The 26,540-nt window shown below is 62.7% G+C and carries 28 protein-coding genes; 11 read left to right on the forward strand and 17 right to left on the reverse strand.

The window, feature by feature from the left end:
• Window positions 1-9: 9 nt before the first annotated feature.
• Window positions 10-798, reverse strand: coding sequence for a glycosyltransferase family 25 protein (locus ASC97_RS07165; protein ID WP_057467659.1), 789 nt, complete (start codon window positions 796-798; stop codon window positions 10-12).
• A gap of 148 nt (window positions 799-946) precedes the next feature.
• Window positions 947-1,723: a DUF2076 domain-containing protein gene (locus tag ASC97_RS07170; RefSeq protein WP_057467660.1), complete on the reverse strand. Its 777-nt coding sequence runs from the start codon at window positions 1,721-1,723 to the stop codon at window positions 947-949.
• A 213-nt stretch (window positions 1,724-1,936) separates the two neighbouring features.
• Here ASC97_RS07170 and ASC97_RS07175 point away from each other — a divergent pair, with 213 nt between their 5' ends.
• The 3 genes from ASC97_RS07175 to leuA all read left to right on the forward strand — a co-directional run bounded on the left by ASC97_RS07175 (window position 1,937) and on the right by leuA (window position 5,931).
• On the forward strand, window positions 1,937-2,521 hold the full coding sequence (locus tag ASC97_RS07175) for an ATP-dependent Clp protease proteolytic subunit (RefSeq protein WP_057467661.1): 585 nt from the start codon (window positions 1,937-1,939) through the stop codon (window positions 2,519-2,521).
• 187 nt (window positions 2,522-2,708) lie between these two features.
• Window positions 2,709-3,893 (forward strand): benzoate/H(+) symporter BenE family transporter, encoded by a 1,185-nt coding sequence (locus ASC97_RS07180; protein ID WP_057467662.1) that lies wholly within the window; start codon window positions 2,709-2,711, stop codon window positions 3,891-3,893.
• Between the two features lie 322 nt (window positions 3,894-4,215).
• Entirely contained in the window at window positions 4,216-5,931 is a 1,716-nt protein-coding gene (leuA, locus tag ASC97_RS07185) for a 2-isopropylmalate synthase (RefSeq protein WP_057467663.1), read from the forward strand.
• 35 nt (window positions 5,932-5,966) lie between these two features.
• Here the strand turns inward: leuA and ASC97_RS07190 are convergent, their stop codons facing one another.
• Window positions 5,967-6,347, reverse strand: coding sequence for a winged helix-turn-helix transcriptional regulator (locus ASC97_RS07190; RefSeq protein WP_057467664.1), 381 nt, complete (start codon window positions 6,345-6,347; stop codon window positions 5,967-5,969).
• A 98-nt stretch (window positions 6,348-6,445) separates the two neighbouring features.
• Between ASC97_RS07190 and ASC97_RS07195 the strand changes: the two genes are divergently transcribed.
• A complete protein-coding gene (locus tag ASC97_RS07195; protein ID WP_057467665.1) occupies window positions 6,446-7,411 on the forward strand; it encodes a quinone oxidoreductase family protein in 966 nt (321 codons plus the stop codon).
• Between the two features lie 28 nt (window positions 7,412-7,439).
• Here ASC97_RS07195 and ASC97_RS07200 read toward each other — a convergent pair whose 3' ends face one another.
• From ASC97_RS07200 to ASC97_RS07215, 4 genes are all read right to left on the reverse strand, one after another.
• Window positions 7,440-8,282: an anti-sigma factor family protein gene (locus tag ASC97_RS07200; protein ID WP_057467666.1), complete on the reverse strand. Its 843-nt coding sequence runs from the start codon at window positions 8,280-8,282 to the stop codon at window positions 7,440-7,442.
• 2 nt (window positions 8,283-8,284) lie between these two features.
• Window positions 8,285-8,791 (reverse strand): RNA polymerase sigma factor, encoded by a 507-nt coding sequence (locus tag ASC97_RS07205; protein WP_057467667.1) that lies wholly within the window; start codon window positions 8,789-8,791, stop codon window positions 8,285-8,287.
• Between the two features lie 166 nt (window positions 8,792-8,957).
• Window positions 8,958-9,515, reverse strand: a complete 558-nt coding sequence (locus ASC97_RS07210) for a hypothetical protein (protein WP_057467668.1) — start codon at window positions 9,513-9,515, stop codon at window positions 8,958-8,960.
• 145 nt (window positions 9,516-9,660) lie between these two features.
• The gene (locus ASC97_RS07215) at window positions 9,661-10,569 is read right to left on the reverse strand and encodes a metallophosphoesterase family protein (RefSeq protein WP_057467669.1); all 909 of its coding nucleotides are present in this window, start codon (window positions 10,567-10,569) and stop codon (window positions 9,661-9,663) included.
• Window positions 10,570-10,679: 110 nt separating this feature from the next.
• On the opposite strand from ASC97_RS07215, the gene ASC97_RS07220 reads away from it, so the two are divergent.
• A complete protein-coding gene (locus ASC97_RS07220; RefSeq protein ID WP_057467695.1) occupies window positions 10,680-11,117 on the forward strand; it encodes an NUDIX domain-containing protein in 438 nt (145 codons plus the stop codon).
• Between the two features lie 4 nt (window positions 11,118-11,121).
• Here ASC97_RS07220 and ASC97_RS07225 read toward each other — a convergent pair whose 3' ends face one another.
• Window positions 11,122-12,108, reverse strand: a complete 987-nt coding sequence (locus tag ASC97_RS07225; RefSeq protein WP_057467670.1) for a glutathione S-transferase family protein — start codon at window positions 12,106-12,108, stop codon at window positions 11,122-11,124.
• A gap of 270 nt (window positions 12,109-12,378) precedes the next feature.
• Between ASC97_RS07225 and ASC97_RS07230 the strand changes: the two genes are divergently transcribed.
• On the forward strand, window positions 12,379-12,909 hold the full coding sequence (locus ASC97_RS07230) for a GNAT family N-acetyltransferase (RefSeq protein WP_057467671.1): 531 nt from the start codon (window positions 12,379-12,381) through the stop codon (window positions 12,907-12,909).
• Window positions 12,910-12,952: 43 nt separating this feature from the next.
• On the forward strand, window positions 12,953-14,266 hold the full coding sequence (locus ASC97_RS07235) for an MFS transporter (RefSeq protein WP_057467672.1): 1,314 nt from the start codon (window positions 12,953-12,955) through the stop codon (window positions 14,264-14,266).
• Here the strand turns inward: ASC97_RS07235 and ASC97_RS07240 are convergent.
• From ASC97_RS07240 to ASC97_RS07260, 5 genes are read right to left on the reverse strand one after another with little or no spacing between them, the layout of a single operon-like run.
• Window positions 14,259-14,711 carry a GNAT family N-acetyltransferase gene (locus tag ASC97_RS07240; protein ID WP_113001212.1) on the reverse strand — a complete coding sequence of 151 codons (453 nt, stop codon included), beginning with the start codon at window positions 14,709-14,711 and terminating at the stop codon, window positions 14,259-14,261. The two genes, ASC97_RS07235 and ASC97_RS07240, sit on opposite strands and share 8 nt — an antisense overlap.
• A gap of 4 nt (window positions 14,712-14,715) precedes the next feature.
• Window positions 14,716-16,785 (reverse strand): hypothetical protein, encoded by a 2,070-nt coding sequence (locus tag ASC97_RS07245; protein WP_057467674.1) that lies wholly within the window; start codon window positions 16,783-16,785, stop codon window positions 14,716-14,718.
• 1 nt (window position 16,786) lies between these two features.
• Window positions 16,787-19,600, reverse strand: a complete 2,814-nt coding sequence (locus tag ASC97_RS07250) for a DUF4159 domain-containing protein (RefSeq protein WP_057467675.1) — start codon at window positions 19,598-19,600, stop codon at window positions 16,787-16,789.
• Complete coding sequence (locus tag ASC97_RS07255; protein WP_057467676.1) at window positions 19,597-20,517, reverse strand: DUF58 domain-containing protein; 921 nt, start codon at window positions 20,515-20,517, stop codon at window positions 19,597-19,599. Before ASC97_RS07255 ends, ASC97_RS07250 begins: the two co-directional genes overlap by 4 nt.
• Before the next feature lie 13 nt (window positions 20,518-20,530).
• Window positions 20,531-21,541, reverse strand: a complete 1,011-nt coding sequence (locus ASC97_RS07260) for an AAA family ATPase (protein ID WP_057467677.1) — start codon at window positions 21,539-21,541, stop codon at window positions 20,531-20,533.
• A 158-nt stretch (window positions 21,542-21,699) separates the two neighbouring features.
• Between ASC97_RS07260 and ASC97_RS07265 the strand changes: the two genes are divergently transcribed.
• From ASC97_RS07265 to ASC97_RS07275, 3 genes are read left to right on the forward strand one after another with little or no spacing between them, the layout of a single operon-like run.
• Entirely contained in the window at window positions 21,700-22,323 is a 624-nt protein-coding gene (locus tag ASC97_RS07265; RefSeq protein WP_057467678.1) for a DUF1285 domain-containing protein, read from the forward strand.
• The gene (locus ASC97_RS07270) at window positions 22,320-22,970 is read left to right on the forward strand and encodes a CoA pyrophosphatase (RefSeq protein WP_057467679.1); all 651 of its coding nucleotides are present in this window, start codon (window positions 22,320-22,322) and stop codon (window positions 22,968-22,970) included. Before ASC97_RS07265 ends, ASC97_RS07270 begins: the two co-directional genes overlap by 4 nt.
• Window positions 22,967-24,220 (forward strand): CCA tRNA nucleotidyltransferase, encoded by a 1,254-nt coding sequence (locus tag ASC97_RS07275; RefSeq protein WP_057467680.1) that lies wholly within the window; start codon window positions 22,967-22,969, stop codon window positions 24,218-24,220. Before ASC97_RS07270 ends, ASC97_RS07275 begins: the two co-directional genes overlap by 4 nt.
• A gap of 1 nt (window position 24,221) precedes the next feature.
• Here ASC97_RS07275 and ASC97_RS07280 read toward each other — a convergent pair whose 3' ends face one another.
• The 3 genes from ASC97_RS07280 to hemF form a co-directional block, all read right to left on the reverse strand.
• On the reverse strand, window positions 24,222-24,407 hold the full coding sequence (locus ASC97_RS07280; protein WP_057467681.1) for a DUF1059 domain-containing protein: 186 nt from the start codon (window positions 24,405-24,407) through the stop codon (window positions 24,222-24,224).
• A gap of 114 nt (window positions 24,408-24,521) precedes the next feature.
• Window positions 24,522-24,779, reverse strand: a complete 258-nt coding sequence (locus tag ASC97_RS07285; protein ID WP_057467682.1) for a hypothetical protein — start codon at window positions 24,777-24,779, stop codon at window positions 24,522-24,524.
• Window positions 24,780-24,881: 102 nt separating this feature from the next.
• A complete protein-coding gene (gene hemF, locus ASC97_RS07290) occupies window positions 24,882-25,796 on the reverse strand; it encodes an oxygen-dependent coproporphyrinogen oxidase (protein ID WP_057467683.1) in 915 nt (304 codons plus the stop codon).
• 176 nt (window positions 25,797-25,972) lie between these two features.
• Between hemF and ASC97_RS07295 the strand changes: the two genes are divergently transcribed.
• Entirely contained in the window at window positions 25,973-26,233 is a 261-nt protein-coding gene (locus ASC97_RS07295) for a hypothetical protein (protein ID WP_037058665.1), read from the forward strand.
• A gap of 3 nt (window positions 26,234-26,236) precedes the next feature.
• Here the strand turns inward: ASC97_RS07295 and ASC97_RS07300 are convergent.
• Window positions 26,237-26,540 (reverse strand): Na/Pi cotransporter family protein (locus ASC97_RS07300; RefSeq protein ID WP_162246679.1); only part of this gene is annotated, 304 nt, incomplete at its 5' end.

Genomic DNA, 26,540 nt, shown 5'->3' on the forward strand with positions numbered 1-26,540 from the left:
GCCTCCGGTTCAGTCCGATCCTAGCGAAAAGCTGGCCGGGTCGATCTCGATGTTGCGCTTTTTGCCCCCGAGCAGGCCCTTCACCAGATTTCGTGCCTTGATGGTTTCGAGGCGGAGCCGCATGAGGTTCTTGCGCAGCTTGCTCCTGGGCCTGAACGCCGTGTCGGTCGAGGTTCGCAGGAAAGCCTGTTTTTCGGCGTGATCACCGACAAATCGCAGCTGGATGACGGGTGCCGGCTCTATCTGGTAGGCCTTGAGCCAGGATCGATGCCAGAAATAGGCGTCGACCAGCGCATAGCTGCCTGTATCCTCAAGCATCTTTGCGGCGGCACGTGGACCGATGACGTAGCCGGCGAGGCCGAGGCGGTTCTGAAAAACGCGCGTTGCCCTAAAACGCCTGCCGCGATCGATCCAAGACCACGACTTTGCGAGGATGTGCGGCAGGGGCACGAATTCGAGATCGTAGGCGCAGTTCCAATCATCGTTGCGGTCGCCGATGGCCCTCAATGCATCGGCAATGTCCTCGGAAAGGACAGCGTCGTCCTCAAGTATCAGCGTCTTTTCACCGCGATCGACAACGGCTTGCCACGCCATTCTGTGGGAGGTGAAGCAGGCCACGTCCTGGCGAAGCGTTGGGCTTGGCCAGCTGTTCGCTGCCGTCTGGCAATCGTCGTCCGATAGGTCGCCGGCTTCGAAGGCATCCAGGAACTCGTAGTCCAGTCCCAGCTTCTTCATCTGCTGCTGTTGAAACCGCCTTCTCGTTTCCTCGGCCTGTCGACTGATGATGAGGATCTTCACTGATGTCTTGCCCAATAAAAATGAAATATGATTTCGTGGACCTTATCTCTGCCTTCGGTGCTTATCAATCGACGCCGGGTCGCGCAGGAGTGGGACGGACCGCGCGACCGGGCATTGCTCTCTACGGCAAAAATGATGCCCCCTGCCGTCAGACGTCGAAGGAGTCGTCGCCGGAATCCGACTGGTCGTCATTGTCATCGCCGTCGTCATCGTAGCTCGCCTCCTGCAGATCGGCGTCGTTGCTGGCATCGTCGTTCTTTGTGTCGGCGCTCGCCGCCTGCGGTTTATCCTTGTCGTCACCGAAATAGTTGTTGACGACGGTCTCCTCGACCGGGGCGCCGCCGAGCGCATTGGCACCCGACGCCAGCGATCCCAGGCCGAGCGACGACATATGGCTGCCGAAAATGCCGCTCAACGAGTTGGCGAGCAGCATGCCGCCGGCAACGCCGGCAGCGGTGCCGAGCGCACCTTGGAGGAAGCTGCCGCCTGCCGAAGGAGCCGATGGCTGCGGGTTCCACGGACCGGCCGGTTGCTGCGGCGTTGCGCGCGGGGCTGTGTCGCGATCCGGCTGCGCATTCAGGCGCGGCGCATTTCCCCATGGTCCCGAGGGAGGGGTAGGCTGTTGCGCCTGGCTGCTTCCGAAGATCGAACTCAGGAAGCCGCCGCCCTGTTCGGCCTGCCGATGCTCGCCTTCGCGTGCCTCAAGCTCGTGGATGCGCGCTTCCAGTTCCTTGATGCGGCTTGCCGCGGCCTCCAGCCCTTTCTCCTGAACGATGACGGCCTGGGCGAGATAGTAGGCCGTGTACGGCTGCTCGCGCGTGCCCTGATCGATGAGTGCTTCGGCATCCCCGTCGCGCGGCGTTGCTGCGGCCGTGCGAACGCGCTCGAAGAGGGAGGTCAGCAATTGGCGTTCTTCGGGTGACATGACTGTCTCCTTGATTGCGTGCGGGTGTTTTCCGTGAGAAAGACGTAGGAACGGATTTGGGCTTTTCAAAGCCTGGCCAAGTTACATTTCAGTTGGCCTCAGATACCCTAACCATATCTTCACCCGTTCCGTGGCTTGTCTTTTTCCCGCATTGTTTTACGCATTGAGTCGCACTATGTGCGGGGAACCCGAATTTACGTGAGAGAGGTTCGAATGAACGACGAAGACCAGGACGACAAGACGAAGGAACTGCCGCTCGGCAAGGAAACGGAGGCGAACCTTTTCAAGTCGCGTTCCATCTTCATCTATGGACCGATCAATCAGGAACTGGCGCAGAAGGTCTGCTCGCAGCTCGTGGCGCTTGCCGCAGCCAGCGACGACGATATCCGCATCTACGTCAATTCGCCCGGCGGTCACGTCGAGTCCGGCGATTCGATCCATGACATGATCAAGTTCATCAAGCCGAAGGTCTGGATGATCGGCACCGGCTGGGTCGCTTCCGCCGGCGCGCTGATCTTTGTCGCGGCTCCGAAGGAGCGGCGCCTTTGCCTGCAGAACACGCGCTTCCTTCTGCACCAGCCGTCCGGCGGCACGCGCGGCATGGCATCCGACATCGAGATCCAGGCGCGCGAAATCATCAAGATGAATGAGCGCCTGAACAAGATCATGGCTGAAGCTACCGGCCAGTCCTATGAGAAGATCGCAACCGATACCGACCGCGACTACTGGCTTTCCGCCGAAGAGGCGAAGACCTACGGTCTCGTTTCGCGAGTCATCACCTCGCAGAGCGACATCTGATCGCACAATGGAAAGCGCCCTTGCTCGCCGGATAGGTGGGCGAGGGCGCTTTTTTGTTTCTGCACAGCACGCCGGCGCATCGCAGCCCGCAAAAATTCAGCGATGTTGTCGGAATAGCGATCTTCCGGCCTTGCACGACTCTGCCCGATCCGGCTCCATGCGGCACGTCGTCCGCAAGAGTCCGGTCATGCTCAAAGATTTTTCCGTTCAAAGCCTTTTCATGGGCATTCTCACGGCCTTCGTCGGCTTTGCCAGTTCGTTCGCCGTCGTGCTGCACGGTTTGCAGGCAGTGGGCGCCAGCGAGACGCAGGCTGCGTCGGGGCTGATGGCCCTGTCGATCTCGATGGGCCTCTGCGCGATCGTCCTCAGCATCGCGACGCGATTGCCGGTCAGCATCGCCTGGTCGACGCCAGGGGGAGCGCTGCTTGCCAGCACCGGTCTCGTCGAAGGCGGCTTCAATGCTGCCGTCGGGGCTTTTCTCGTGTGCGCCGCCCTGATCGTGATCGCCGGCCTGTTTCGTCCGCTCGGGCGGGCCGTTGCCGCTATTCCCGCGCCGCTTGCCAATGCCATGCTTGCGGGCGTGCTGATCGGCCTTTGCTTCGCGCCGGTGAAGGCGATCGGGTTCAATCCATTGCTCGGGTTGCCGATCGCGCTGGCCTGGATCGTCGTCGGCGCCTTCAAGCGACTGTGGGCCGTGCCTGCAGCGCTCGCCGCCTTCGTGCTGGTCCTTGCGTTCGGCGTCGATATTCCGGAGGGCGGTTTGGCGTCGGTCGAGCGTTCGTTGCTGCCGACCGTCGAGTTCGTCGCCCCGGTGTTCAATCTCCCCGCCTTCATCTCGATCGCGCTGCCACTGTTCATCGTGACCATGGCGTCGCAGAATATTCCGGGTATCGCCGTGCTGAAGGTCAACGGCTATGAGCCGAAGCCGGGGCCGCTCTTTGCGGTGACCGGTCTCTTCTCGCTGCTTTCCGCGCCGTTCGGCGGACACGCGGTCAATCTGGCGGCGATCACCGCTGCCATGTGTGCCGGGCACGACGCGCACCCCGATCCGGCCCGGCGCTACTGGGCGGCGCTGGTCGCCGGCATCGGTTATGTCATAATCGGCCTGCTGGCCGGCGCGGTGACGGCGTTCGTGGCACTGGCTCCGCCGATCCTGATCCAGGCCGTTGCCGGACTGGCGCTGGTTGGCGCGTTCTCCAGCTCCGCCATGTCGGCATTCCAGGCGCCCGAAACACGCGAAGCTTCGGCGATTACATTTCTCGTGACAGCCTCAGGCGTTTCCTTCGGCGGCATTTCGGGTGCTTTCTGGGGGCTGCTCGCCGGCGGACTGATGATGGTGCTGTCGCGCTTTGTGCAATTGACAAAGAAATAATCAGGGGTTGCCAGTTTTTTGTCCTCCGGCTATAAGCGCGACCATGAAGAACACGGGCATGATGATTTCTGAGCAGATTGCACGCGGGCGGATCGCCTTGCGTGACAATACGCGCGCCCTGACATCGCTTCTTCTCCTCGGCCTTACGCGCGGTTGCCGGGTCCGTTGAGGAGCGCCCGGCGGCCGAAAGCCCGCCCGGCCATAGCTCCTCGCGCAAATCCCCAAAATTGATCAACCGGATGCTTTGCTCCGGATTCGTCATCGCCAAGCGGTATGCCATGAGCTATTACGCGGCGACATGACGGGAAGAGGAAGAGAAGACATGGACACGAAGACCCGCTCCCAGACCAAGGGCATGCCGGATGCGGCGATGAAGTACCGCGCGTATCCGCAGGTGAACATACCCGACCGCACATGGCCGACGAAGACGATCACCAAGGCACCGATCTGGTGTTCGGTGGATCTGCGCGACGGCAACCAGGCTTTGGTCGACCCGATGGGCCACGACCGCAAGGCACGCATGTTCCATATGCTGCTGGAGATGGGCTTCAAGGAAATCGAGATCGGTTTCCCGTCCGCCTCGCAGACCGATTTCGACTTTGCACGCTGGTGCATCGAGGACGGCAACGTGCCTGACGATGTTTCGCTGCAGGTTCTCGTGCAGTGCCGGCCTGAGCTGATCACCCGTACGTTCGAAGCGCTTGAGGGTGCCAACCGTCCGATCGTCCATTTCTACAATTCAACCAGCGAGTTGCAGCGACGGGTCGTGTTTGCCAAGGATGTCCAGGGGATCAAGCAGATCGCCGTCGATGCGGCGAAGATGATCAGCGACATGGCCGCCAAGGCCGGCGGCGGCTACCGCTTCGAATATTCGCCGGAGAGCTTTACCGGCACCGAGCTCGACGTTGCACTGGAGATCTGCAACGCCGTCATCGAGGTGATGAAGCCGACGCCTGACAACAAGCTGATCGTCAACCTGCCGTCCACCGTCGAGATGGCAACGCCGAATGTCTATGCCGACCAGATCGAGTGGATGTGCCGCAACCTCGACAACCGCGAGAACCTGATTATTTCGCTGCATCCGCACAATGACCGCGGCACCGGCATTGCCGCCGCCGAGCTGGCATTGCTGGCTGGCGCCGACCGCGTCGAAGGCACGCTGTTCGGCAACGGCGAGCGGACCGGCAATGTCGACGTCGTGACGATGGCGCTGAACATGTTCACACAGGGCGTGGATCCAGAAATCGATTGCTCCGACATCGTGCGCATGAAGGAAGTCTTCGAATACTCGAACCAGATGGCGATCGGCGAGCGCCATCCATACGTCGGCGAGCTTGTCTACACTGCCTTTTCCGGCTCGCACCAGGACGCGATCAACAAGGGCATGAAGGCGATCAAGATCGCCAATCATCCTGTCTGGGAAGTGCCGTACCTGCCGATCGATCCGCAGGACGTCGGTCGCTCCTACGAGGCGATCATCCGCATCAACTCGCAGTCGGGCAAGGGCGGCATCGCTTATATCCTGCAGCAGGACTACGGGTTGAACCTGCCGCGCAACCTGCAGGTCGAGTTCCGCGAGGAAATCCAGCGCATCACCGACGACGAAGGCAAGGAACTGCCATCAAGGCGCATCTACGACCGCTTCATCGAGCGTTACGTGACGCAGCCCGAGGGTCGGATCAAGTTTGTCGATCACCACACCTACGCCGATCCCGAGCGCAAGGGCGTCCGCGTTGTGGCAGCCGAGATCACCGACAACGGCGAGACGAAGCGTATCGAGGGTCGGGGCAACGGACCGATCGACGGCTTCATCGATGCGCTGTCGCATTATCTCGGCATCGAGATGTCTGTTCAGGACTATTCGGAGCATTCGCTGCAGCACGGCTCGAACGCTGCCGCCATTTCCTATGTCGAGACGTCCTACCCAGGCGGAAAGCTCTTCGGCGCCGGCATCAGCACCAACATCGTTGGAGCGTCGCTGGAAGCGATTGTATCCGCTGCCAACCGGGTGCTCGATGTGAAGGCCGGCAAGGCCTGATCTCGTGGCGCAGGGGGCCGAAACCGCTGCGCCTCTTACGCCGCGATCTGGCGGGGTTTCACGATGCAGTCGGCCAGGTCCGGCGTTTCGTTCAGCGCCTCGGCGTGGCGCTGACCCCATCGGCAAAGCGCCAGCAACACCGGTTCGAGCTCCAGGCCGAGCGCCGTCGCAGTGTATTCAACGCGTGCCGGCACCTCGGCAAAGATCTCGCGCCGCACCAGGCCGTGTTCTTCCATCTCCCGCAACTGTTGGATCAACACCTTCTGGGTGATCTCGGGCATCATCCGCTTAAGTTCGGAGAGGCGCCGCGGGCCGCTGAAGATGTAGTAGAGGATCACGGGCTTCCAGCGCCCCGCAATGACCTTCAATGCCCGCTCGACGGGCAGTTTCGGCAGTCTTTTCAAGGTGTCTGCCATGGTTACCTCCTGGTGGGTATGACACGAAAGGGTGTGTATTTCGGCCACCCAGTCTATTGGTAAAGTTCGCCTCGTGCCATTCAAACACGAGGTCTGCCATGAAAGCCATCCGTTTCGATCGTTTCGGACCGCCCGAAGTTCTGGGCATCGTCGAGCGCCCGGTCCCGACGCCAGGTCCAGGCGAGGTGCTGATCGGAGTTCGCGCGGCCGGCGTCAATTTCTTCGAGGTTCTGATGCGAGGCGACCGGTATGCGGTCACGCCGGATCTTCCGATGTTTCCGGGGGTCGAGATCGCCGGCGTCGTCGAAGGCTTGGGTGAAGGAGTCGAGAGCGCGCTTCTCGGGACGCGGGTCGCTGTGCCGTTGTTCGCCACCGAAAGGGCATATGGTGGCTATGCGGAGTATGTGGTCGCCGACCTGAGATCGGCTATTCGGTTGCCGAATGCCCTCGGATTTGCGGAGGCGACAGCCTTGCTGGTGCAGGGGTTGACGGCGCTTCATATGGTCAGGCAGGCTTCACCAAAGGCCCGGCGGGTGCTGATCACGGCCGCCGGCGGCGGGGTGGGGTCGCTGCTTTTGCAGCTGGCAAAGAGGGAAGGCGCGGCGGTTGTGATCGCAGCTGCAAGTACCGCCGAGAAACGGTCGCTCTCACTTTCGCTCGGGGCGCATCATGCGGTCGACTACGGGGAGTTGCCCGTATCGTCCTGCGGCGGCGTCGATCTGATTTATGATACGGTTGGTGGCGACGTGACCCGAACGGTCCTTGAATCCCTGGCTCCGGGCGGGGAGTTGATGTTCGGTGCTCTCGGTCGCTTCCAGCTCGACGAAGCAGATCTCAATCGCATGATAGCGAACAATCAGAAACTGACGGGCTTTGCATTGATACCGCTGCTGAATGCGGCCGATCTCGCTGCGGACGTCGCCATGCTGTTCGACCTCGCCGCACAGGGGGTACTGAAGGTTCAGATTGGCGGCCGATTTGCACTCGCGGACGTAGCGTCGGCGCACCGGGCCATCGAGAGCCGCAGCGTCGCCGGGAAGGTTGTGCTTGTTCCAACTGCCTAGTGGACCGGGCCGCGGATGCCGGTTTGACTCAAATGGCCGTCGCGATCTGCATGGCAAGCTGACTGAGCGAAGCCTCCGACGAGGGCCCGACGAGCACATAGGATGTGCCTGCATTGTGCCAGGTGACCAAGCCGATCTCGTCCCGGATAATTTCCTTGAAGTCTTCCGAGTCCGCCGGCTGGCTGTCCTTGCGGAAGGCGATCGTGGCGATGTCGCCGTCGGCGCTGGTGTAGATCAGCTGGCCTGCCGGTCGGCCGTCCGCGAGAACGACCCGGGCGCCCTGAAACGTCCAGCCGTCGGTGCCGAGATCCGGCACCCGGAATGCGACGCCCACGGCGGTGGTCAACCAGTTCGAGATTTCCTCCGCCTGGGACGCGGGCACCTCGACGAGGTGGCGCGGCTGGCGTGCCAGCAGGCGCTGGTTGGCGAGGATGTCATCCAGCCATTCATGCGGCTCCGATGGCAAGTTTGCCTCGGATATCTGCGCGGCAGGTGTCTCACCACGGCTATGGGCTGCCAGGTAGCCGATGCCGCATCCCGCGACGAAGAGGATGATTGCCGCCGCCAGTGCCTGCGGCCCCGTGGGCGCGAGCTTCAACGACGGACGCGACAGGCGCGGCGCGGCCGGTGCCTTGGGCGGTTGCACGCTTTTGATCGAGCGAACGAGCGCCAGCGGCACGGGCTCCTTGAGAATGTCGTCAAGGCGGCGCTTGCCGAAATCTGCGCCGTGACGCAGCCTGTCATAGAGGCGTCTGGCGCTATCGTCGGTCTGCAGCCGCTGCTCCAGCTCCTGCCTCTGTTCCGGCGTCGCTTCTCCATCGAGGAGAGCGGTCAATTGAGCATCGAGCGGCAGTTTTTTGAAATCCAGCAAATTCAGTACCTATGGGAATGATCGTCGGCGAGGCTGGCGAAGTGTGCTTTTGCGAGCGCCAGTTGCGAGGCTATGATTGTTGCGGCAACGCCCATGATGTCGGCGGCCTGCTGATAGGTGTGTCCTTCGACGGCGACGAGCAGGAATACGCTTGCAATGCCTTCCGGCATCTCGGCAATCATCTGGTGAATCGCGTCGGAGTCGAGCGCCGAGGTGCGGTCGCGGACCGCATTGCGGATATCGGTGACGTTGGTTCGCGGCGCGGCGTGCGGTTTGCGCTTGCGGCTGTCATCGGTCCATTGCTGGCGCAGCAGCGTGTATACCCTGCTTTCCAGCCGGCCTTCTCCCTGCCACTGGTTGCTTTTCCCTATCGCCCGCTGACACGCCGCCTGCACGAGTTCGTCGGCGCCCGCTGCGTCGCCTGCAAGGGTCATCGCGAACCGGCGCAACCGGGGCAAAAGACCCACAAGGTCACGTCTGATATCGATGGTCGCCACGGGTTGACGCATAGTCTTTCCAAATTGGGTGCACGGGTATTCGGGCAATCGCCGGATGAAATCGATTTATATCGTCTCTGTGTCCTTTATGAAACAAATCGCGGATGCTACGCAAGCACAAGGCAACTTATCCCACGGGTTTCTCGAAGCTTTTCTTCGTTCGCCGGTGCGACGGGTCTCAATAGGTCCGATAGCCATTCAGCGACTGAAGAAGCGATCGGTAAGCCCAGGTGTTCTCGCCGCCGCGATCGCGGATTTCAACCAGCTGGACGCGTGCCGCCTGTACGTCACCCTGTTCCATCAAAGCTTGTCCCATGTATGACCGTGCAAGAATATAATTCTGATCGGCCAGCAGTGCCTTGCGGTAATACGACATTCCCAGTTCCATCCGGCCCGCCTTGCGGTTGGCATAGCCGAGATAGTTGAGGATGCGGGGATCGTTCTGGTTTTCGGCAAGGCGAAGTGCGGCGATCGCATTCTCGTATTGTCCGGCGTAGGCGAATTCCCGCGCCGCCTTGTAGAGATCGTCGTCGTTGAAGCTGCTTTTCTTCGGAGCGACGCATTCCTTCTTTTTCTTGTCCCAGATCTTTCCGTCGGCACACTTGGTCGTGGTTTCGGTTTTCGGTGGCGGCTTGGTCTGGTCGGTCTCTTCGCCTGCGGCCATGGCTGGGGCGGAAAAGGCGAGGGCGAGGCAGCCGGCGAGGGCGAGGCTGCGGAAGCGATAGGCGGACTGCATGCCGTAACTCCGTGGTGAGCGCTGAGATAGGAATTGTACGCCGAGATTCTGAAATACCAAGGGGGGTGCGCGAGGATGTTGCGGCGGCTGCAGCTGTCTTCAGACAGTGATTCAGGTCGTGACCAAAATGATTCCGCCTGCGGCGCTAAGCCCTGAAAATATCTACGCTTTCCTGGCGCACGTCGGTGCCGTCGGCGTTCAGGCTGAACCGCTCTGCCTTCAGGTCCCAGGCTCCGGGAGAACCGTCGATGCTGAAGAGGTTGTAGGCGGCCGCCGGCTTCATTCCCCCTGGACCCTGCGAGCCGGAGGCTATGCCGACAACCGGCACCGGCGCGGTCTGGCCACGAAGCCAGTGGATCGTGTTGAGATGCGTGTGGCCGTGAAGCACGAGTTCGGCGCCGCCGGTCGAGATCACCGCGCCGAAACGGCGGATGCCGATCATCCGTTTGTGGAAGGACGTCGCGCCCCGGATCGGCGGATGGTGGATCATCACGACGCGAAAGAGGCCCGCCTCGCCGGCAGCTCTCAACATGTTGACCGTTTCGCGGGCCTGCCTGCTGCCAAAGAAGCCGCTGGCCGCAAATGGCGGTGTGGCGACGGCGGTCGAGCAGCCGACGATCGCGACTTTGCCTCGAACCCGCAGGTATGGAAAAATGTGGCGACCCTCCTCCCATTCCGGCGGAGCAAGGTCGCCCCGAACATAATCGTACCAGGCGCGCATCGACTTTTCGTAGGCGCCCGGAACGTAGGCGTCATGGTTGCCGGGAACGACCGAGTTGTCGGCCGGATCGCCCAGCTCCCTCAGCCATGCTGCCGCGGCGCGAATTTCGATGCCGCTGGCGAGGTTTACCAGGTCGCCGGTGACGGCCAGATGATCGACCTGCCTAGTGCGAATGTCCTCCAGGAGAAGATCGAGCGTGCCGCCGAAAAGGTGCTTGCGCCGATTGCGATGCCAGTTCACAAAGCCAGTGATGCGTTTGGAAAACAGTTCGCGGACGGAAAGGCGGGGCAAAGGCCCGAGGTGGACGTCTGAGATGTGCGCAAGCTTGAACATGGGTCCACACATAGCCCAGGATGATAGCAAATCAAACACATCTGCTTGAACGGATTGATGGAATTGGAAGAAGCGTGAAACACATCCGCCCCTGGCAGTCGCGATTGCTCATGCGCGTCGTCCATATGTACTTTGCGGTCGCGCGCGGCATGACGATGGGCGTTCGGGCCGCCTGCTTCGATGCCGACGGCCGAATCTTTCTCGTGCGGCACAGCTATGTGCCCGGCTGGCATATGCCTGGCGGCGGCCTGGAGCGCAGCGAGGTGGCCGAGGAAGCACTGGTCAAGGAGCTGCGTGAGGAAGGCAATCTGAAGATCGTCGGCCGCCCGCAGCTTTTCCAAGTGTATTTCAACACCTCTGCCAGCAGCCGCGACCACGTGCTGTTTTACCGGGCGACGGTCGAACAGACGGCTCCCCGCCCGCCGGACCGTGAAATCATCGAGTGCGGCTTCTTTGCGCTCGACAATTTACCGCAGGGGACGACGGACGCGACCTACCGTCGCCTCGCGGAGCTGGCTGGCGAGCGCGAGCCCGCGCCCGTCTGGTAGGGTCTCAGGCGACGGCGAGCGCTCCGCGGCCGTGCGGGCGGTCCAGGTCGAGCGCCGGTCCGCTGGGCACGATGCCCGTCGGGTTGATGGTCTTGTGGCTGCGGTAGTAGTGGTCCTTGATATGACGGAAATTCACGGTCTCCCGGATGCCGGGTGTCTGGTAGAGATCGCGCAGATAGGCGGCGAGGTTCGGGTAGTCGTCGATCCGGCGGATGTTGCACTTGAAGTGGCCGACATAAACGGCGTCGAAACGCACCAGAGTGGTGAAGAGGCGCCAGTCGGCTTCGGTCAGCCTGTCACCAAAGAGGTAACGACCCCGGCCGAGGCGCTCTTCCAGCATGTCGAGCGTTTCGAACAGCTTGGCCACACTCTCTGCGTAGGCGTCCTGGCTCGTTGCGAAGCCGGCCTTGTACACGCCGTTGTTGACGGTGTCGTAGACGATGGCGTTCAGGTCATCGATCGCCGGACGCAGGTCGTGCGGGTAGAAATCGGTCGTCGAACCCGTGAGATGGTCGAAAGCGGTGTTGAGCATCCGGATGATTTCGGAGGATTCGTTGTTGACGATCGTGCCAGTCTTCGTGTCCCACAGGACCGGAACGGTCACACGTCCGGAATAGTGAGGATCGGCTTTTACGTAGATGTCGGAGAGCGCCTTCGACCCGTTGAGCCGGTCGCCGGTGGCCCCGTCGCCGACCTTGAATTCCCAACCGTTCTCCAGCATCAACGGGTCCACGACAGACACGGAGATGATGTCCTCGAGCTTCTTCAGCCTGCGGAAGATCAGTGTCCTGTGCGCCCATGGGCAGGCCAGCGAGACATAGAGGTGGTAGCGCCCAGCCTCCGCCTTGAAACCACCGGTGCCTGAGGGGCCGGCACTGCCGTCAGCGGTGATCCAGCTGCGAAACTGCGATGCAGCGCGCTTGAAATGACCCTTGCTTTCCTTGGTGTCGTACCAGACGTCATGCCAGACGCCGTCAACCAGCATTCCCATTTTTCTGTCCTTCAATTCTTTCGTTGCCGTCGAAGATATCGCAGACTGTCCGACTTTGCAGGGCCGCAAAAATTGAACACTGCGTCACGTCACGCCGTTTCGCTCGTTTTTTCCATTGGACGAGGGAAATTTTTCCTGCTATCCGCCTTTTCACATTTTGGAACCTGATCGATGTTTGCACTAGGAAACCCGCGACGACGCTGATGCTCCCGAACGCCTCAAGGCGCGCTCGAGATCCATTGTTTTCGTCTATCCGGTTTCTGTCTCATCATGCACAAGCACGATCTGGTCTACCTCACTGAGGATGCGTCGCACGACGCCGCTATCGAACATATCAACGAAGAAGCATTCGGCCCCGGCCGGCATACGCGCGCCGCTGCGCGCATCCGCGAACAGGGCCCGCACGACCTCTCGCTATCCTTCATCTGCGCTGACGATGGCGAAACGATCGCATCCGTGCGGATGACGCCTGTCGTGGCCGGCTCGCTTGTCGGTCACCTTCTCGGACCCCTGGCCGTGCGTCCGTCGCACAAGAGCCGGGGCATCGGCCGCGAACTCGTCAGGATTGCGATCGAGGCGGCGAAGCGGCGAGGATCGGAGGGGGTCATTCTGGTCGGAGACCCGCCCTATTACGGTCCGCTTGGCTTCGAAAAGGTTGCCCACAACGCGCTGACGTTTCCCGGCCCGGTCGACCCCGCCCGCGTTCTGGTGGTTCCGCTCGCGCGGGATGCGCATGCGCGGCTCAAGGGTACGATTGCCTGGCGCAAGGAGCCCGCCTGTCATCGATCCCCATTGCCATGAGGCGCACTTTGCTCGATCTTTCATGCACTTGAGAGGAGCAATCATGAGTCGCATTTCTGTCGATGAGGCGCTGGATCGTGCGGGAACCGGCCGGTTCCAGCGGAGGCTTCTCGCGATTTTCGGACTGGTCTGGACGGCGGATGCCATGCAGGTCCTTGCCGTCGGCTTTACGGCGGCCTCGATTGCCGCAACATTCGGACTGACCGTGCCGCAGGCCTTGCAGACGGGGACGCTGTTCTTCCTGGGCATGCTGATCGGCGCATTCGCCTTCGGCCGCCTCGCCGACCGGATCGGGCGCCGCAAGGTGCTGATCCTCACGGTTGCCTGCGATGCGGTATTCGGTGCGCTGTCGATCTTTGCGCCGAGCTTCGCCAGCCTGCTTGCCCTGCGCTTTCTGACAGGCATAGCGGTCGGCGGGACCCTTCCTGTCGACTACGCGATGATGGCGGAGTTTCTTCCCGCGAAAAGCCGCGGACGCTGGCTGGTGGCGCTTGAGGGATTCTGGGCCATCGGCACACTGATTGTCGCGCTGGCCGCCTGGGGCGCCAGCGTCGCCGGTGTGCAGGACGCCTGGCGCTACATCTTTGCGGTCACTGCGCTGCCGGCGGTTCTGGGGCTGGCCCTGCGGTTCTTCGTGCCCGAATCGCCGCTTTACCTGCTGCGGACAGGACGTGCCGACGACGCCAGGACCATCGTCAATCGAGTGCTGACCCTAAACGGCAGGGCACCGCTGGGGCCACAGGACGAGATCGCCGCCGCGCCCAGAGCCGCATCTGGCGGGATATTCTCCGATCGTCTTCGCCGCCGCAGCGTCCTCATCCTGGCGATATGGTTCCTCGTCTCCGTTTCCTACTACGGCGTTTTCACCTGGATGCCGGCGAAGCTCGCCGCCGACGGCTTCGGTTTCGTCAGAGGATACGGCTTTCTGGTTTTCGTGGCGCTGGCGCAACTGCCCGGCTACGCGCTTGCGGCCTATGGCGTTGAAGCATGGGGGCGCAAGCCGACCCTTGTCGGGTTTTGCCTTCTTTCAGCCGCTGGGTGCCTGCTTTTCGTGGTCTCGGCAGACGACCTGTTGGTGGGTGCGTCGTTGCTGGTCATGAGTTTTGCCCTGCTCGGCACGTGGGGCGCTCTCTATGCCTACACGCCCGAACTCTATCCAACCGCCTTGCGGGCAACCGGGATGGGGACAGCCGGCGCGATGGCGCGGCTTGGGGGTCTCGTCGCGCCGTCTCTGATGGCACTGGTCGTGGCGGAGGGGCTTGGGGTTGCGATCGGGCTCTTCGCCGGCTTCCTGGTCCTGGCGGCGCTTGCGGCAATGGCGATGGACGCCGAGACGCGCCAGGTGGCACTCAGCTGAGCTGTGCCTCGCCCGACCCTTGGCGCCGAACGAGCGCCTTGCGCAGGAAAGTCCGGGTGCTGCCTTTCGGGAAGTCGGGCAATTCGCCGAAAATTTCGTATCCCTGCCTGAGATAGGCACGCAGCGCCTGCGGGTTGAACGTGTCGATCCAGGCGCTGTGGCAACCGCGCCCTGCGGCTTCATCCTCTGCCCTGGCGAGGATCTTGGCTGCAAGTCCCTTCCCACGTTCGCCGTCGGGAATGTACAGCAGCTGGGTGAACAGCCAGCCCCAAGCAGTATAGCCGGAAAGGCCGCCGGTCACCTTGCCGTCCGTGTCCCTGATGAGAACGGCGAGTGCCTGGCGGTCGGACGGACCGACATGGCTGACGTTGAATGCGCTCAGCCCGTCGCCGATCGCGGCGAGGTCGTCGGGTGAGGGGGAGCCGGTGAGCTCGAACATTGCCACGGCGTCAGCGTCCTTCACGCCACCACATCGCGCCGAAGGCCAGGAGCAGAATGCCAACGCCGGCAAAGCCTGCAAACAGCGGCAGGGTATTGATGCCCTTGAGCACCGTCTCGCTGGTCAGGTGAATCTGCATTCGCTCGCTGTCGGCAACGCGGATCTGGCCACGCACCGGCAGGATCGGCGGGATGGCGATCGTGCCGCCGGCATCCGACACGCGGGTGACCAGCCCCTTTGTCTTGTCGGCGATCGGCTTCAGAGCGTCTGTCGTCGAGATCATAGCCTTGAACTCGGGCGCATCGACGGCGCCGACATGCACCAGTGTCGTCATCTCGCCGTTGCGAATCTCGAACAGGCCGATTTCGTCCATCTTCTTCTCGGCCTTGAAGAGGCCGGGCTCGGATGGGGTCAGCGGCAGGGTTTCGGTGCGGCCGGAGGGATAGCGGACCGTGGCGCTGCCGGGATTGTCGCCGATCGTCTGGCGGGTGATTTCCAGCGTGCGGCCGGAGGCGCGGGCGGTCAGCGCTTCTTCTTCCAGCGCCGGCTCCTTCATCAGCCAGTGGGCAATGCGGCGATAGAGGGAGACATGCGGACCGCCGCCTTCGAAGCCGCGTGCCCAGAGCCAGCCCTGGTCGGAGAGCAGCATCGCGACGCGGCCTTGTCCGGCGCGGTTCAGCACCAGCAGCGGATGATTGTCGGCGCCGACCATGACCGTCTGACCCTGCGGCTGCTCGACATCGACGCTGCGGAACCAGCGACCCCAATGCGGCGGCTCGTCGGCCGAGCCGTCGAGACCACGCGTGACCGGATGCTTGCGGCCGTCTTCCGACAGGCGGGGGTAGAAGGCCTTCTCGATCATCTGGCCGGTTGGTGCGGCCGGCAGGACGGAGGAAAGGGGCGTCAGTGCGATCGAATCCTGACCCGCATGTTCTGGGCCGGCCGCGATCAGCAGCGCGCCGCCGTTTTCGACGTATTGCGAGATGTAGTCATAGTAGAGGATCGGCAGGACGCCGCGATGCTGGTAGCGGTCGAAGATGATCAGATCGAAATCCTTGATCTTGTCGACGAACAGCTCGCGTGTCGGGAAGGCAATCAGGGAGAGCTCGTTGATCGGCGTGCCGTCCTGTTTTTCCGGCGGGCGCAGAATCGTGAAGTGGACCAGATCGACCGCGGCGTCCGACTTCAACAGGTTGCGCCAGGCGCGCTCGCCGGCATGAGGCTCGCCGGAGACGAGGAGAACGCGAAGGTTCTCCCTGATGCCATCGATGACGTGGACGGCGCGGTTGTTCGCTTCCGTGACCTCGCCGGGCAATCCCGCAACCGAGAATTCGAGAACGTTGCTGCCGCCGCGCTCGACCTTGAAGGAGAAGGGCGTGTCCCGGCCTGGCGTGGCCTGAAGCGTGGCGATCTCGTCGCCGTTCAGCTTGACGGTCACGTCTGCGGTGCCGCCCGGGCTCGGGCCGTCATCGAAGACGCGGAGCACGAGTTGCTGTTCCTCGTTGACGATCCCGAAACGCGGCGCCTTGATAACCTCGATGCGCCGGTCGAACTCATTGGCCTTGCCGGTGATCAGCCCATGAACCGGAGCGTTGAAGCCGAGCGCCTGATTGACCCCGGGTACATCGTGCACCTCTCCATCCGTCAGCATGATCGCGCCGCCGATCCGGGCAGGCGGGACGTCGGCAACGGCGGCCGACAGCGCGTTGAAGAGGCGCGTGGAGGGAGCGTCGGAATCCTCCGGCGCGGTGGCGTCGACATAACGCGGCTCGATATCCGGGAAACGCGCCAGGCGATCCTTCAATTGAGCCAGGGCATCGTCCGTCATCTTGATGCGTTCCGGCGTCTGCTGGCTCTGGCTGCGGTCGACAATGACAGGAACGACAGTCGAGAGCTGTTCGCGGTCTTCCTGGAGCAGCAGCGGGTTTGCCAAAGCTGCCAGCAGCGCCAGGGCGGCAATGCTTCGGATCCACGCGCCGCGTATGCCCCGCCAGATGGCGAAGGCCGCGATCGCGACGGCGAAAACGGTCAGTGTGGCCAGCACCGGCCAGGGGATGAAGGGCGAGAAATCAACTGTCATGTCACTGCCCCAGCCTTTCCAGAAGGGCAGGAATGTGAACCTGATCTGTCTTGTAGTTGCCGGTGAGCATGTACATCATGATGTTGACGCCACTGCGGTAGGCGTATTCGCGTTGCATCTCGTCCGGCGGGACCGTCGGAAGCAGCGGTGCGCCGTTTTCGTCAACGGCCCAGGCGCCGGCGAAATCGTTGCCGGTGATCAGGATCGGTGAGACGCCGTCGGCGGTCGCTGTCGACTTGGCGGTGGCCGCGCGATTTTCCTGCCGCGCCTCGATCCAGAGCGGGCTGCCGGCATAGCGGCCGGGGAAGCTCGAAAGCAGATAGAACGACTTTGTCAGGACGTGGTCCGAGGGCACAGGTTCGAGCGACGGGATATCGAGATTGGCAAGGATCTGCTGCAGCCGTTCACCGTTGGCACTCGTCGCGCCGCCGCCGGTATCGAGCGCGCTGAATTGGTCCCGGGTGTCGAAGAGAACCGTCCCGCCGGCGCGCATATAGGCATCGATCCTGTTGATGGCCGCCGCCGAGGGCATCGGCGCCGTCGCGGACACAGGCCAGTAGATGATCGGGTAGAAGGCGAGCTCGTCCTTCGCCAGATCCAGCCCGACGGGTGGTGCCGGCTCAAGCGTCGTGCGGAAGGTCAGGAACTCGGTGAGGCCTTCCAGACCCCGCTCCGATATGCGGTCGACCTCCTGCTCGCCGGTTACGACATAGGCGAGGTGGGTATTGTCCAGCCTTTGGAAAATCTGGTCGTCACCCGGCTTGGAATCGTCCGCCCTGGACTGGCCGGGCTGAAGGAAAAATGCGGCGGCGATGGCAACGGCGATCAGGGCGGTCGTGCGGGCCGCAGGCCGGATGCGGGAGAAAGCGCCGCTCATCGCCATCACGATCAGGCTGTCGGCGACAAGCAACAGGAAGGCGATCAGGAAAAGCGCCGGCTTTGCAGACCATGTCTCGCCGCCGATCAATCCTTCCCGGACGACGGTGAAACCAGTGGCGTCGAGCGGCTTCAGTTCGGCGTTCTTCGGCAGAACGTTCAAGGCGGTGAATCCTTCCTCGGAGCCATAGAGGCCCGGCGGATTTTCGAAGCCGGCGAGCGGCGTGACCTTGGCATTGGGGATCAACGGTCGTGCGGACCCGGTTTCGGTGGTCAATGCGCCCTTTGCCGTCAGCAGTCGGAAGGGCGGAAGCGCTTCGGCCGTCGTGGCGCCGCCGGCTTCTGATGTAACACCACCAGACCGCGAGAGTTGCACAAGGCGCCGCAGCATCTCGACGAAATTGCCGGATATAGGCAGGTCGGACCAGGTGGCCTCGGCGCTGACGTGGAACAGCACGATCCGGCCGGCATTGATCGGTTTCATGGTCACGAGCGGCGTCCCGTCGGCGAGGCTTGCCCAGGTTCTCTCTGCGAGGTCCGGGGTCGGCTCGGCGAGCACCTGACGCTTGATCGTGACATCGGTCGGCTTCGGCATGCCGGCAAACGGGCCGAAGGTAGGAAATTCGGCGAGCGGTTGCGGCTCGGCCCATGACAATGCGCCCCCGAGCGCGCGCTCGCCTTGGCGAAGGGTCACCGGCACCAGCGGATCGTCGGCAGGCGCGGCGGCCAGGCGCGGTCCGGCGAAGCGCAGCAGCGTGCCGCCGTTGGCAATCCAGCGCTGCAGCGGCTCGTAGGTTTCCTGCGGCAGGCGGCCGATGTCGGCCATGACGATGACCGACGGATTCTGTGAGAGGAGTTCCGGAATCGCAGTCGCGAGGTCTGACGTGTTCGGTTCGATCAGGTCCGCATAGGGCTGCAAGGCGCGGTGGATATAATAGAGCGGCGAAAGCAACGGCTGGGAAGTGTCGCCGGATTCGCCCGAGAGCAGAACGACGCGGCGGCGCTTGAAGCCGTCGTCGAGGAGGTGGACAGCCCCGGCCGTCGGGTGGTTGTCGATGCTGATGCGGGCAAAATCGTTGCGCATCTCAAACGGAGCGGCAATCGCGCCTGTGGCGACGGCCTGGCCGGGCTGGAAATCGACAGTGCCCGAGGCGATCGCGCGGCCCTGTGCGTCCTGTGCCGTCAACGGCAGGGACGCTGCAGCGGAACCGTCCAGCCGTGTGGCGGTGACGGTCATCGCGTCGGCGGCATTGTTCGCCGTGGTAATCGCCACGGTTCCGGAGGGATCGCCGGCAACCAGCCGCAACTGCGCCGGCTGGAGATCGGAGAGCTGGCGGACGATCGTGTCGTCGTCCTTCGATGCCGCGCCATCGGTCAGGAAGGCGAGCGTGCCGGGGCGGATGCCGTCCAGGGCCGCGCGCAGTGCCTCGAAGGCACGCTGGCGGTCAGGCACCAGCGGTTTCGGTTCGGCGGCGCGAAGTTTCTCGCGCGCTACCGCAGCGGTACCGGGCACTGCATCGTTGGTCGGGTCGGCGGTAAAGGCGATGGCCACCGGCTCGCCTGCGGACTCGGCGTCGTCGATCAGGGCGTCGGCGGTCTGGACGCGGCGCGCCCAATCCGGCGATGTTGCCCAGCCGTTATCGACGAACAGCACCAGCGGACCGCCAGAGGCAAGTGAGCTTGTGCGCGGGTTGAAGACCGGGTCGGCAATAGCGAGGATCACCGCGGCAGCCAGCAGCATGCGCAACAAGGTCAGCCACCAAGGGCTCTGCGCCGGCGTCTCTTCGCGCTTCAGCACGGTGGCGAGGATTTTCAGCGGCGGAAAGACTTCCGTCTTCGGGCGCGGCGGGGTCAGCCGCAGCAGCCACCAGATGACCGGCAGCGCGACGAGCGCGCCAAGGATGGCGGGATAGGCGAATGCGAAGGGCAGGGCGTTCATCGCTGTCCTCCGTGCATGGCGGTGCCGGGCATGCCGGACAGATGCATGTGTACGGCAACGAGCGCCTCGGAGGCGAGATGATCGGTGCGATGGCTTACGAAGGTCCAGCCGAGATGGCGCAGCGCCTGACCGAGGTCTTCGCGCCGGGCGAGGTAGGCTCTGCTGTAGGCGTCGCGAACGTTTTCGGCGCGACCCGAGGTCAGTTTCGAGCCCGTCTCCGGATCGGTGAATTCGGTGCGGCCGATATAGGGGAAAAGTTCTTCGGCCGGATCGGCCACCTCGATCACATGGCCGCGCAGGCCTCGCCGCGCAAGCGGCCCGAGGCGGGCCATGATTGCCTGCGCGTCATCGAGAAAGTCGCCGATCAGCACCAGATCGCTCCAGCCACGGATCATTGCGGTCTCTGGAAGTCCACCGGTCAGCGGCGCGTGGATCAGGGCAGCGGCAAGGCGTTCGGCTGCATTGCGGGCGGAAATCGGCTCCATGACGCCGGGACATCCGACGCGTTCGCCGGAGCGCGCCAGGATTTCGGCAAGCGCAAGCATGATCACCAGCGCGCGGCTCTCCTTGGAGGCATTGCCGAAGGTCGACTTGTACATCATCGACGGCGACATGTCGGCCCAGAGCCAGATGGTGTGGGCGGCTTCCCATTCGCGGTCGCGGATATAGGTATGGTCATCGCGGGCGGAGCGGCGCCAATCGATGCGCGACAGGCTTTCTCCGTCGGTATAGGGGCGGAACTGCCAGAAATTCTCGCCGATGCCGCGTTTGCGACGGCCGTGCCAGCCGGCGATCACGGTGTTGGCGATCCGCTTGGCTTCCACCAGGCAATCCGGCACCAGGCTGGCGCGCTGCCGCGCACGCGCAAGCGCGTCGCTGCCTGGGGTCGGATTGACGATTTGTCCGATGGATGCCACGCGTCAGGCTTCCTTATCCCTTGGCTTGCTTGACCAGGCCGGCGATGACGTCGCGGACCGACATTCCCTCCGCGCGTGCCGCGAACGTCAGCGCCATGCGGTGCTGCAGGATCGGCTCGGCAAGCGCGTGGACGTCGTCCAGCGACGGAGCGAGGCGGCCTTCGTAGAGCGCGCGGGCGCGGGCGCACAGCATCATCGCCTGGCCGGCGCGCGGGCCGGGACCCCAGGCGACGTTCTTGTCGGTCGACGCGTTGCCCTGGCCGGGGCGGGCAGAACGGACGAGTGCCAGAATGCCGTCGACTACCTTGTCGCTCACCGGCATCTGCCGGATCAGTGTCTGGATCTCGATCAGCCGCTCGGCATTCAACACCGCTTGCGGCGCAGTTTCGCCGAGACCTGTCGTTTCGAGCAGGATCTGTCGTTCGGCGGCCAGTTCGGGATAATGAACGTCGACCTGCAGGAGGAAGCGGTCGAGCTGCGCTTCGGGAAGCGGATAGGTGCCCTCCTGTTCCAGCGGGTTCTGGGTGGCGAGCACGTGGAAGGGGCTCGGCAGGTCGTAGCGCTGGCCGGCGACGGTGATATGATATTCCTGCATCGCCTGCAGCAATGCCGACTGCGTACGCGGGGACGCGCGGTTGATCTCGTCGGCCATCAGCAATTGTGCGAAGACCGGGCCCTTGACGAAGCGGAAGGAGCGACGGCCGCTTTCGTCCTGGTCCATCACTTCGGAGCCGAGGATATCCGACGGCATCAGGTCCGGCGTAAACTGGATGCGGTTTGCGCCCAACCCAAGCACTTCGCCGAGAGTCGTGACGAGCTTGGTCTTGGCAAGGCCCGGCACGCCGACAAGCAGCGCGTGGCCACCGGAGAGAACGGCGAGAAGCGTGTTCTCGACCACGCTTTCCTGACCGAAGATGACTTTGGACACCTCGCCGCGAACGGCGGCGATATCGGCAAGCGCCTTTTCGGCTGCGGCGACGATCGCCTTTTCATCGAGGGGGGCTTCGGTCTTCATCATACCCATCAGGCATCTCCAGCGGCTGATATCATTCGTCGCGAATCGGCGGACTTACACGTGTGCCTCATACCCGATAGAGTTATGAAGATGTTGCGGGCTGACAAGTTCGTTTCAAATGACTATCTCGTGACGTTACTGCGTTAAGGGCAAACCGGGACGGAACAATGGCAGCCGAGGATATCAGGTCGACAGCGGATGCGGCAGATCTGGCCGCGCTTATTTCTCGTGCCGCAGGCGACAGCGGCGACAGGAAACGGGGACCTGCGCCCGTCGACAAGTGGAATCCGGCTTTCTGCGGCGACATCGACATGGAAATCCGTGCCGACGGCACCTGGTTCTACATGGGAACGCCGATCGGCCGGGCGCCGCTTGTCCGGTTGTTTTCGTCGGTGTTGCGCAAGGACGAGGACGGGAAGACATACCTGATAACTCCTGTGGAAAAAGTAGGGATCAGGGTCGTCGATGCGCCGTTCGTGGCCGTCGAGATGAATGCCTCCGAGCGCGACGGGGAACCGGTGCTGACCTTTCGCACCAACGTCGGCGATGTCGTGGAGGCGAGCGAGGAACATCCGCTCCGCTTCGTCGTCCACGGCGACAACAAGGAGCTGAAGCCCTATCTGCATGTGCGGGGCCGGCTGGAGGCGCTCGTCTCACGGGCTGTCATGTATGAACTCGTCGAACGGGGCGAGATCTGCAGGGTGGACGGCGTCGAGATGTTCTGTATTCGCTCGGCCGGCCGGATCTTTCCCGTCATGCCAGCAGGCGAACTGGATGCGTTGTCGCGATGAGCCATGTGTCGACCGATCACCGATCGCTGTACTCTGCGGCTGAATTCCGTCGTCGGGCGCTGCATCAGACCGGCGGACCAGTCGATCTTTCCTGGCGGGATCACGGCGACCACATCCTCAATCCGGAGATCGTCGCGCAGGTGGAAACTTTCAAACTGCGGGATGCCGCAGTTCTGGTGCCTGTGGTCGATGACGGCGACGAGGCACATGTGATCTTCACGCAGCGCACCGCGACGCTCCGCAAGCATTCGGGCCAGATCGCCTTTCCCGGCGGCAAGATCGACGCGGACGACGTTTCCCCGGAACAGGCGGCCATGCGGGAGGCCGAGGAAGAGATCGGGCTCGACGGTTCTTTTGTCGAGACCGTCGGCAGGCTGCCGAACTACCTGGCGTCAACCGGCTTTCGCATTACCCCGGTTCTGGCAGTCGTGCAGCGTGGCTTCGAGCTGAAACCCAACCCCGACGAGGTTGATGATGTCTTCGAGGTGCCCCTGTCGTTCCTGATGAACCCCTCCAACCACACGCGCGACAGGCGCATGGTGGACGGGCTAGATCGGCATTTTTATCGGATGCCCTATGAAACATGGATGATATGGGGCATCACCGCCGGCATTGTCCGCACCCTCTACGAAAGGCTTTATGCATGACCAACCTTGCTCAGGAAGCATGGTTCAAGGATCCCGCGCTCGGGCGCGTGTTTGCACTGCTCAATGCCGATGGCGGCGAGGGGCGTGTGGTCGGAGGCGCGGTACGCAACAGCCTGATGGGGCTGCCTGTCAGCGATATCGATGTGGCGACGACGCTGACTCCCGAGACGGTCGTGGAGCGTGCAAGGGCCTCCGGCATCAAGGCTGTGCCCACGGGTATCGATCATGGCACGGTGACGCTCGTGATCGACGGCAAGCCGTTTGAGGTCACGACGCTGAGGACCGATATCGAAACGGACGGGCGCCGCGCCAAGGTGGCATTCAGCACCGACTGGCGGACCGATGCAGAGCGGCGCGACCTGACCATCAATGCGCTTTATGCGGATCAGAGAGGGGACGTCGTCGATCTGGTCGGCGGGCTTGCCGATATCGAGAAGCGCAACATTCGCTTCATCGGGGATGCTGCGACGCGTATCGCCGAGGACTACCTGCGCATTCTGCGTTTCTTCCGGTTCTTCGCCTATTACGGTTCCGGGCGCCCGGATGCCGACGGATTGCGGGCATCGGCTGCTGCGCGGTCGAAGCTGCACACACTCTCGGCGGAGAGAATATGGTCGGAGCTTCGCAAGCTCCTGGCCGCGGAGGATCCGGGCCGGGCGCTGCTTTGGATGCGACAGGCGGGGGTTCTCACAGAGGTCGTGCCGGAGACCGAAAAGTGGGGCATCGACGCGATCCCGGCACTGCTTGCGACCGAGAAGGCACTCGACTGGCGGCCGGATCCGCTTCTGCGGCTTGCCTCAATCGTGCCGCCCGACGTGGCACGTCTGGAGAAAATGGCAGCAAGGCTGAAGCTGGCGAACGCCGAGGCCGGTTTCCTCAAAGCATGGGCCACTGCGGCGCCGATCAACGACGAGATGTCGTCGGCCGCTTTCGACCGGCTTCTCTACCGCAACGGCACCGAGGGAATCGTGGCGAGGCTGAAGCTTGCGCTCGCCGCTGCACGCGGCAAGGCGGAGGGCGATTTGAACGAGATGTCTCGTTCCGCGCGTCTCGGCAGGCTTCTCGATCATGCCGCGACGTGGAAAAAGCCTTCGTTTCCATTGAACGGCAGCGACGTGATGGCCGGCGGCGTCCCCGCCGGGAAACGCGTCGGCGAAATCCTGTCGGACCTGGAAAACCAATGGATCGAAGAGAATTTCGCTGCTGACCGGGCGACCCTGCTCGCCCGGCTCGCCGAACTGGTGAGGTAGGTCAGGCTGCCGTGGCTTCGTTGCGGATACGGGCCTTGATGTTGTCCACCATGTTTTCGCGAATAATGGTCTCCTCATGCGCGTTCTTCATATGCTCGACCGCGCGCCGGACGACTTCCGCATCGTCGCTTGCCCGGGTATGCCAAGTGCATCCGGGTACAAGCGTTCCACATTCGAAAAGTCTCATTCGTTCCTCCTGCCTTGAATTCGACGGATCCATGACGCTCTCGCGTCTTGTGTGAATGTTCGAGGTGGTGAGAAGGTTCCGGCCGGTGCCGCACCGGCCGGTCCGATCGCGGTGCTATTCGGGCATTGCCCAGGCGCGATAGCAGTCGGTATTCGCTCTGTTGCCCTGGACCTTTGCCAGGCGCGCCAACTCTTCCGGAGACCTGCCTCCGGCCAGTTGAAGCTTTACTTGTTCGACATAGCAGGAAAGTGGCAGATCGGAGCCGCTTTTCGCTCTCAGGTCCTCGGCCAGCCTTTGCAGGAACTCCGGTGCATCGATGGGGCGGGTGTCCCGAACGCCTGCCGATGCCGGTGATCCACTCTGTAGCGTCATGACAATCCTCCTCCGATTGTTACGCACGTACATCCTAAATTAGTATCCGATCTTCCGTATTGAAAGCCTCTCACCGTGTTTTTATCGATCACTTCTGCGATGTCATGGCCAGCGGACCATCGGAGGAAGCGACGAGAGAATGGACTCGACATTTCCCCCCGTTTTCAGACCGAAAATCGTTCCACGATCGTAGAGGAGATTGAACTCGACATAGCGTCCGCGGCGAATCAATTGTTCGTCACGATCCTGGTCTGTCCACTGTTTATTGAAGTTGGCGCGGACAATCCGCGGATAAACCATGGCGAATGCCCGTCCGACGTCGCGGGTGAAGGCAAAATCCGCGTCCCAGCCGCCTGCCTCGTCACTGGAATGGAGCCAGTCGTAGAAGATGCCACCGATACCGCGGTGTTCGTTGCGGTGCTTCAGGAAAAAATAGTCGTCACACCATTGCTTGTAAGCAGCATAGTCGGCGATGTCAGCGTGACTGCGGCAGGCAATCTCCATCGCCTTGTGGAACAACCGGCTGTCCTCGTCTTCCTGTGACCGGCGCCGGTCGAGCACTGGCGTCAAGTCCGCACCGCCGCCGAACCAGCGGCTGGAAGTCACGACCATGCGCGTATTCATGTGCACGGCAGGGACATTCGGATTGACGGGGTGGGCGATCAGCGAGATCCCGGAGGCCCAGAAACGTGGGTCGTCCTTGGCGCCAGGCATCTGCGCGCGGAGATCGGGCGCAAACTCGCCGTAGACCGTCGAGGTGTGGACGCCGACCTTCTCGAATACCCGGCCTTCCATCATCGACATGCAGCCGCCGCCACCGGCGCCGTTTTCTCGCTGCCAGTCCTTGGCGACGAAACGTCCCGGCGGCCGGTCGGAGAGCGGACCGGTCAGTTCATTCTCCAGAGCTTCGAAAGAGGCGCAAATCGTGTCGCGCAGCCCTTCAAACCACGCGCGGGCCGTCGTCTTCTTATCCTCGATGTCCTCAGGCAGTCCGATCGGGAGTTCCGGTCTTTCCATTTACGTCGTCTCCGGTGAGCAGCGTCATCCGGCGCGACTCGTCATTTTGTCATTGTCGCCCCTGATAGCAGGTGGACCGGGCTCTCGCCAGCACCAGGGGGTAGGCTGAGGCTACCTCAGATTCGACTCGCAAAATGCGACTTTCGATACTACCTTTTCCGGCAGAGGTAGGTTTTATGACAAAGATTCCAGGACCTCCGTCCTTTGACGGCTTGAAGCGAAGGATTGCCACCCATCGGGCCGAAGGCACGCCGCGCAAGAACGATCGGTTCGTTCGGCAGACCTATTGCCTCGCTCTGCTCGACGCCCGCGCCAAGGCGCGAGAGTGGTTCGACGAATACCCGAAGGCTGCATATTGGACCGAAGTGGAGAGCTGGCGCCAGCTCGACGGCGACCAGATCGAGTTTACGATGCGGCGGCTGCCTTCCGCAGACTGATCGCTATTCGGCGGGCTTGCGCAACCGGCTTTCGATCAACAGGCCGCTCTCGTCGAGGATGGGATGTGCGACGGAGACGATGTGGGCGTTGATGCGCTTCAGGTCGCGCAGCATGTCGAGATGCAGGGAGCTCGTCTGCAGGCTGTCGGCGCGGCCGTCGCGCAGGCGCTCGAGGTGGCGTTCGGACGACTGCTTCTCCATCCGCCGGACCTCGACCTTCACCTCCATCAGCTGCCTGGCCAGGTTGAAGTCGCGGGTGACGAGGATCGTCTGGGCGATGCGAAGGTTGTCGATCGTCAGGTGGAAG

It is taken from the genome of Rhizobium sp. Root1203 (assembly GCF_001424945.1).
In the GTDB taxonomy this organism is placed as follows: Bacteria; Pseudomonadota; Alphaproteobacteria; order Rhizobiales; family Rhizobiaceae; genus Rhizobium.

Bases quoted from the DNA above. Each gene is read 5' to 3' on its own strand.
- ASC97_RS07250 (WP_057467675.1), bottom strand. From the start codon at position 19,600: ATGAACGCCCTGCCCTTCGCATTCGCCTATCCCGCCATCCTTGGCGCG.
- ASC97_RS07230 (WP_057467671.1), top strand. From the start codon at position 12,379: ATGCACAAGCACGATCTGGTCTACCTCACTGAGGATGCGTCGCACGAC.
- ASC97_RS07285 (WP_057467682.1), bottom strand. From the start codon at position 24,779: ATGACGCTACAGAGTGGATCACCGGCATCGGCAGGCGTTCGGGACACC.
- ASC97_RS07215 (WP_057467669.1), bottom strand. From the start codon at position 10,569: ATGTTCAAGCTTGCGCACATCTCAGACGTCCACCTCGGGCCTTTGCCC.
- ASC97_RS07245 (WP_057467674.1), bottom strand. From the start codon at position 16,785: ATGACAGTTGATTTCTCGCCCTTCATCCCCTGGCCGGTGCTGGCCACA.
- hemF (WP_057467683.1), bottom strand. From the start codon at position 25,796: ATGGAAAGACCGGAACTCCCGATCGGACTGCCTGAGGACATCGAGGAT.
- ASC97_RS07220 (WP_057467695.1), top strand. From the start codon at position 10,680: ATGCGCGTCGTCCATATGTACTTTGCGGTCGCGCGCGGCATGACGATG.
- ASC97_RS07210 (WP_057467668.1), bottom strand. From the start codon at position 9,515: ATGCAGTCCGCCTATCGCTTCCGCAGCCTCGCCCTCGCCGGCTGCCTC.
- ASC97_RS07275 (WP_057467680.1), top strand. From the start codon at position 22,967: ATGACCAACCTTGCTCAGGAAGCATGGTTCAAGGATCCCGCGCTCGGG.
- ASC97_RS07190 (WP_057467664.1), bottom strand. From the start codon at position 6,347: ATGGCAGACACCTTGAAAAGACTGCCGAAACTGCCCGTCGAGCGGGCA.
- ASC97_RS07225 (WP_057467670.1), bottom strand. From the start codon at position 12,108: ATGGGAATGCTGGTTGACGGCGTCTGGCATGACGTCTGGTACGACACC.
- ASC97_RS07295 (WP_037058665.1), top strand. From the start codon at position 25,973: ATGACAAAGATTCCAGGACCTCCGTCCTTTGACGGCTTGAAGCGAAGG.
- ASC97_RS07180 (WP_057467662.1), top strand. From the start codon at position 2,709: ATGCTCAAAGATTTTTCCGTTCAAAGCCTTTTCATGGGCATTCTCACG.
- leuA (WP_057467663.1), top strand. From the start codon at position 4,216: ATGGACACGAAGACCCGCTCCCAGACCAAGGGCATGCCGGATGCGGCG.
- ASC97_RS07195 (WP_057467665.1), top strand. From the start codon at position 6,446: ATGAAAGCCATCCGTTTCGATCGTTTCGGACCGCCCGAAGTTCTGGGC.
- ASC97_RS07235 (WP_057467672.1), top strand. From the start codon at position 12,953: ATGAGTCGCATTTCTGTCGATGAGGCGCTGGATCGTGCGGGAACCGGC.
- ASC97_RS07175 (WP_057467661.1), top strand. From the start codon at position 1,937: ATGAACGACGAAGACCAGGACGACAAGACGAAGGAACTGCCGCTCGGC.
- ASC97_RS07170 (WP_057467660.1), bottom strand. From the start codon at position 1,723: ATGTCACCCGAAGAACGCCAATTGCTGACCTCCCTCTTCGAGCGCGTT.
- ASC97_RS07260 (WP_057467677.1), bottom strand. From the start codon at position 21,541: ATGGGTATGATGAAGACCGAAGCCCCCCTCGATGAAAAGGCGATCGTC.
- ASC97_RS07265 (WP_057467678.1), top strand. From the start codon at position 21,700: ATGGCAGCCGAGGATATCAGGTCGACAGCGGATGCGGCAGATCTGGCC.
- ASC97_RS07205 (WP_057467667.1), bottom strand. From the start codon at position 8,791: ATGCGTCAACCCGTGGCGACCATCGATATCAGACGTGACCTTGTGGGT.
- ASC97_RS07270 (WP_057467679.1), top strand. From the start codon at position 22,320: ATGAGCCATGTGTCGACCGATCACCGATCGCTGTACTCTGCGGCTGAA.
- ASC97_RS07280 (WP_057467681.1), bottom strand. From the start codon at position 24,407: ATGAGACTTTTCGAATGTGGAACGCTTGTACCCGGATGCACTTGGCAT.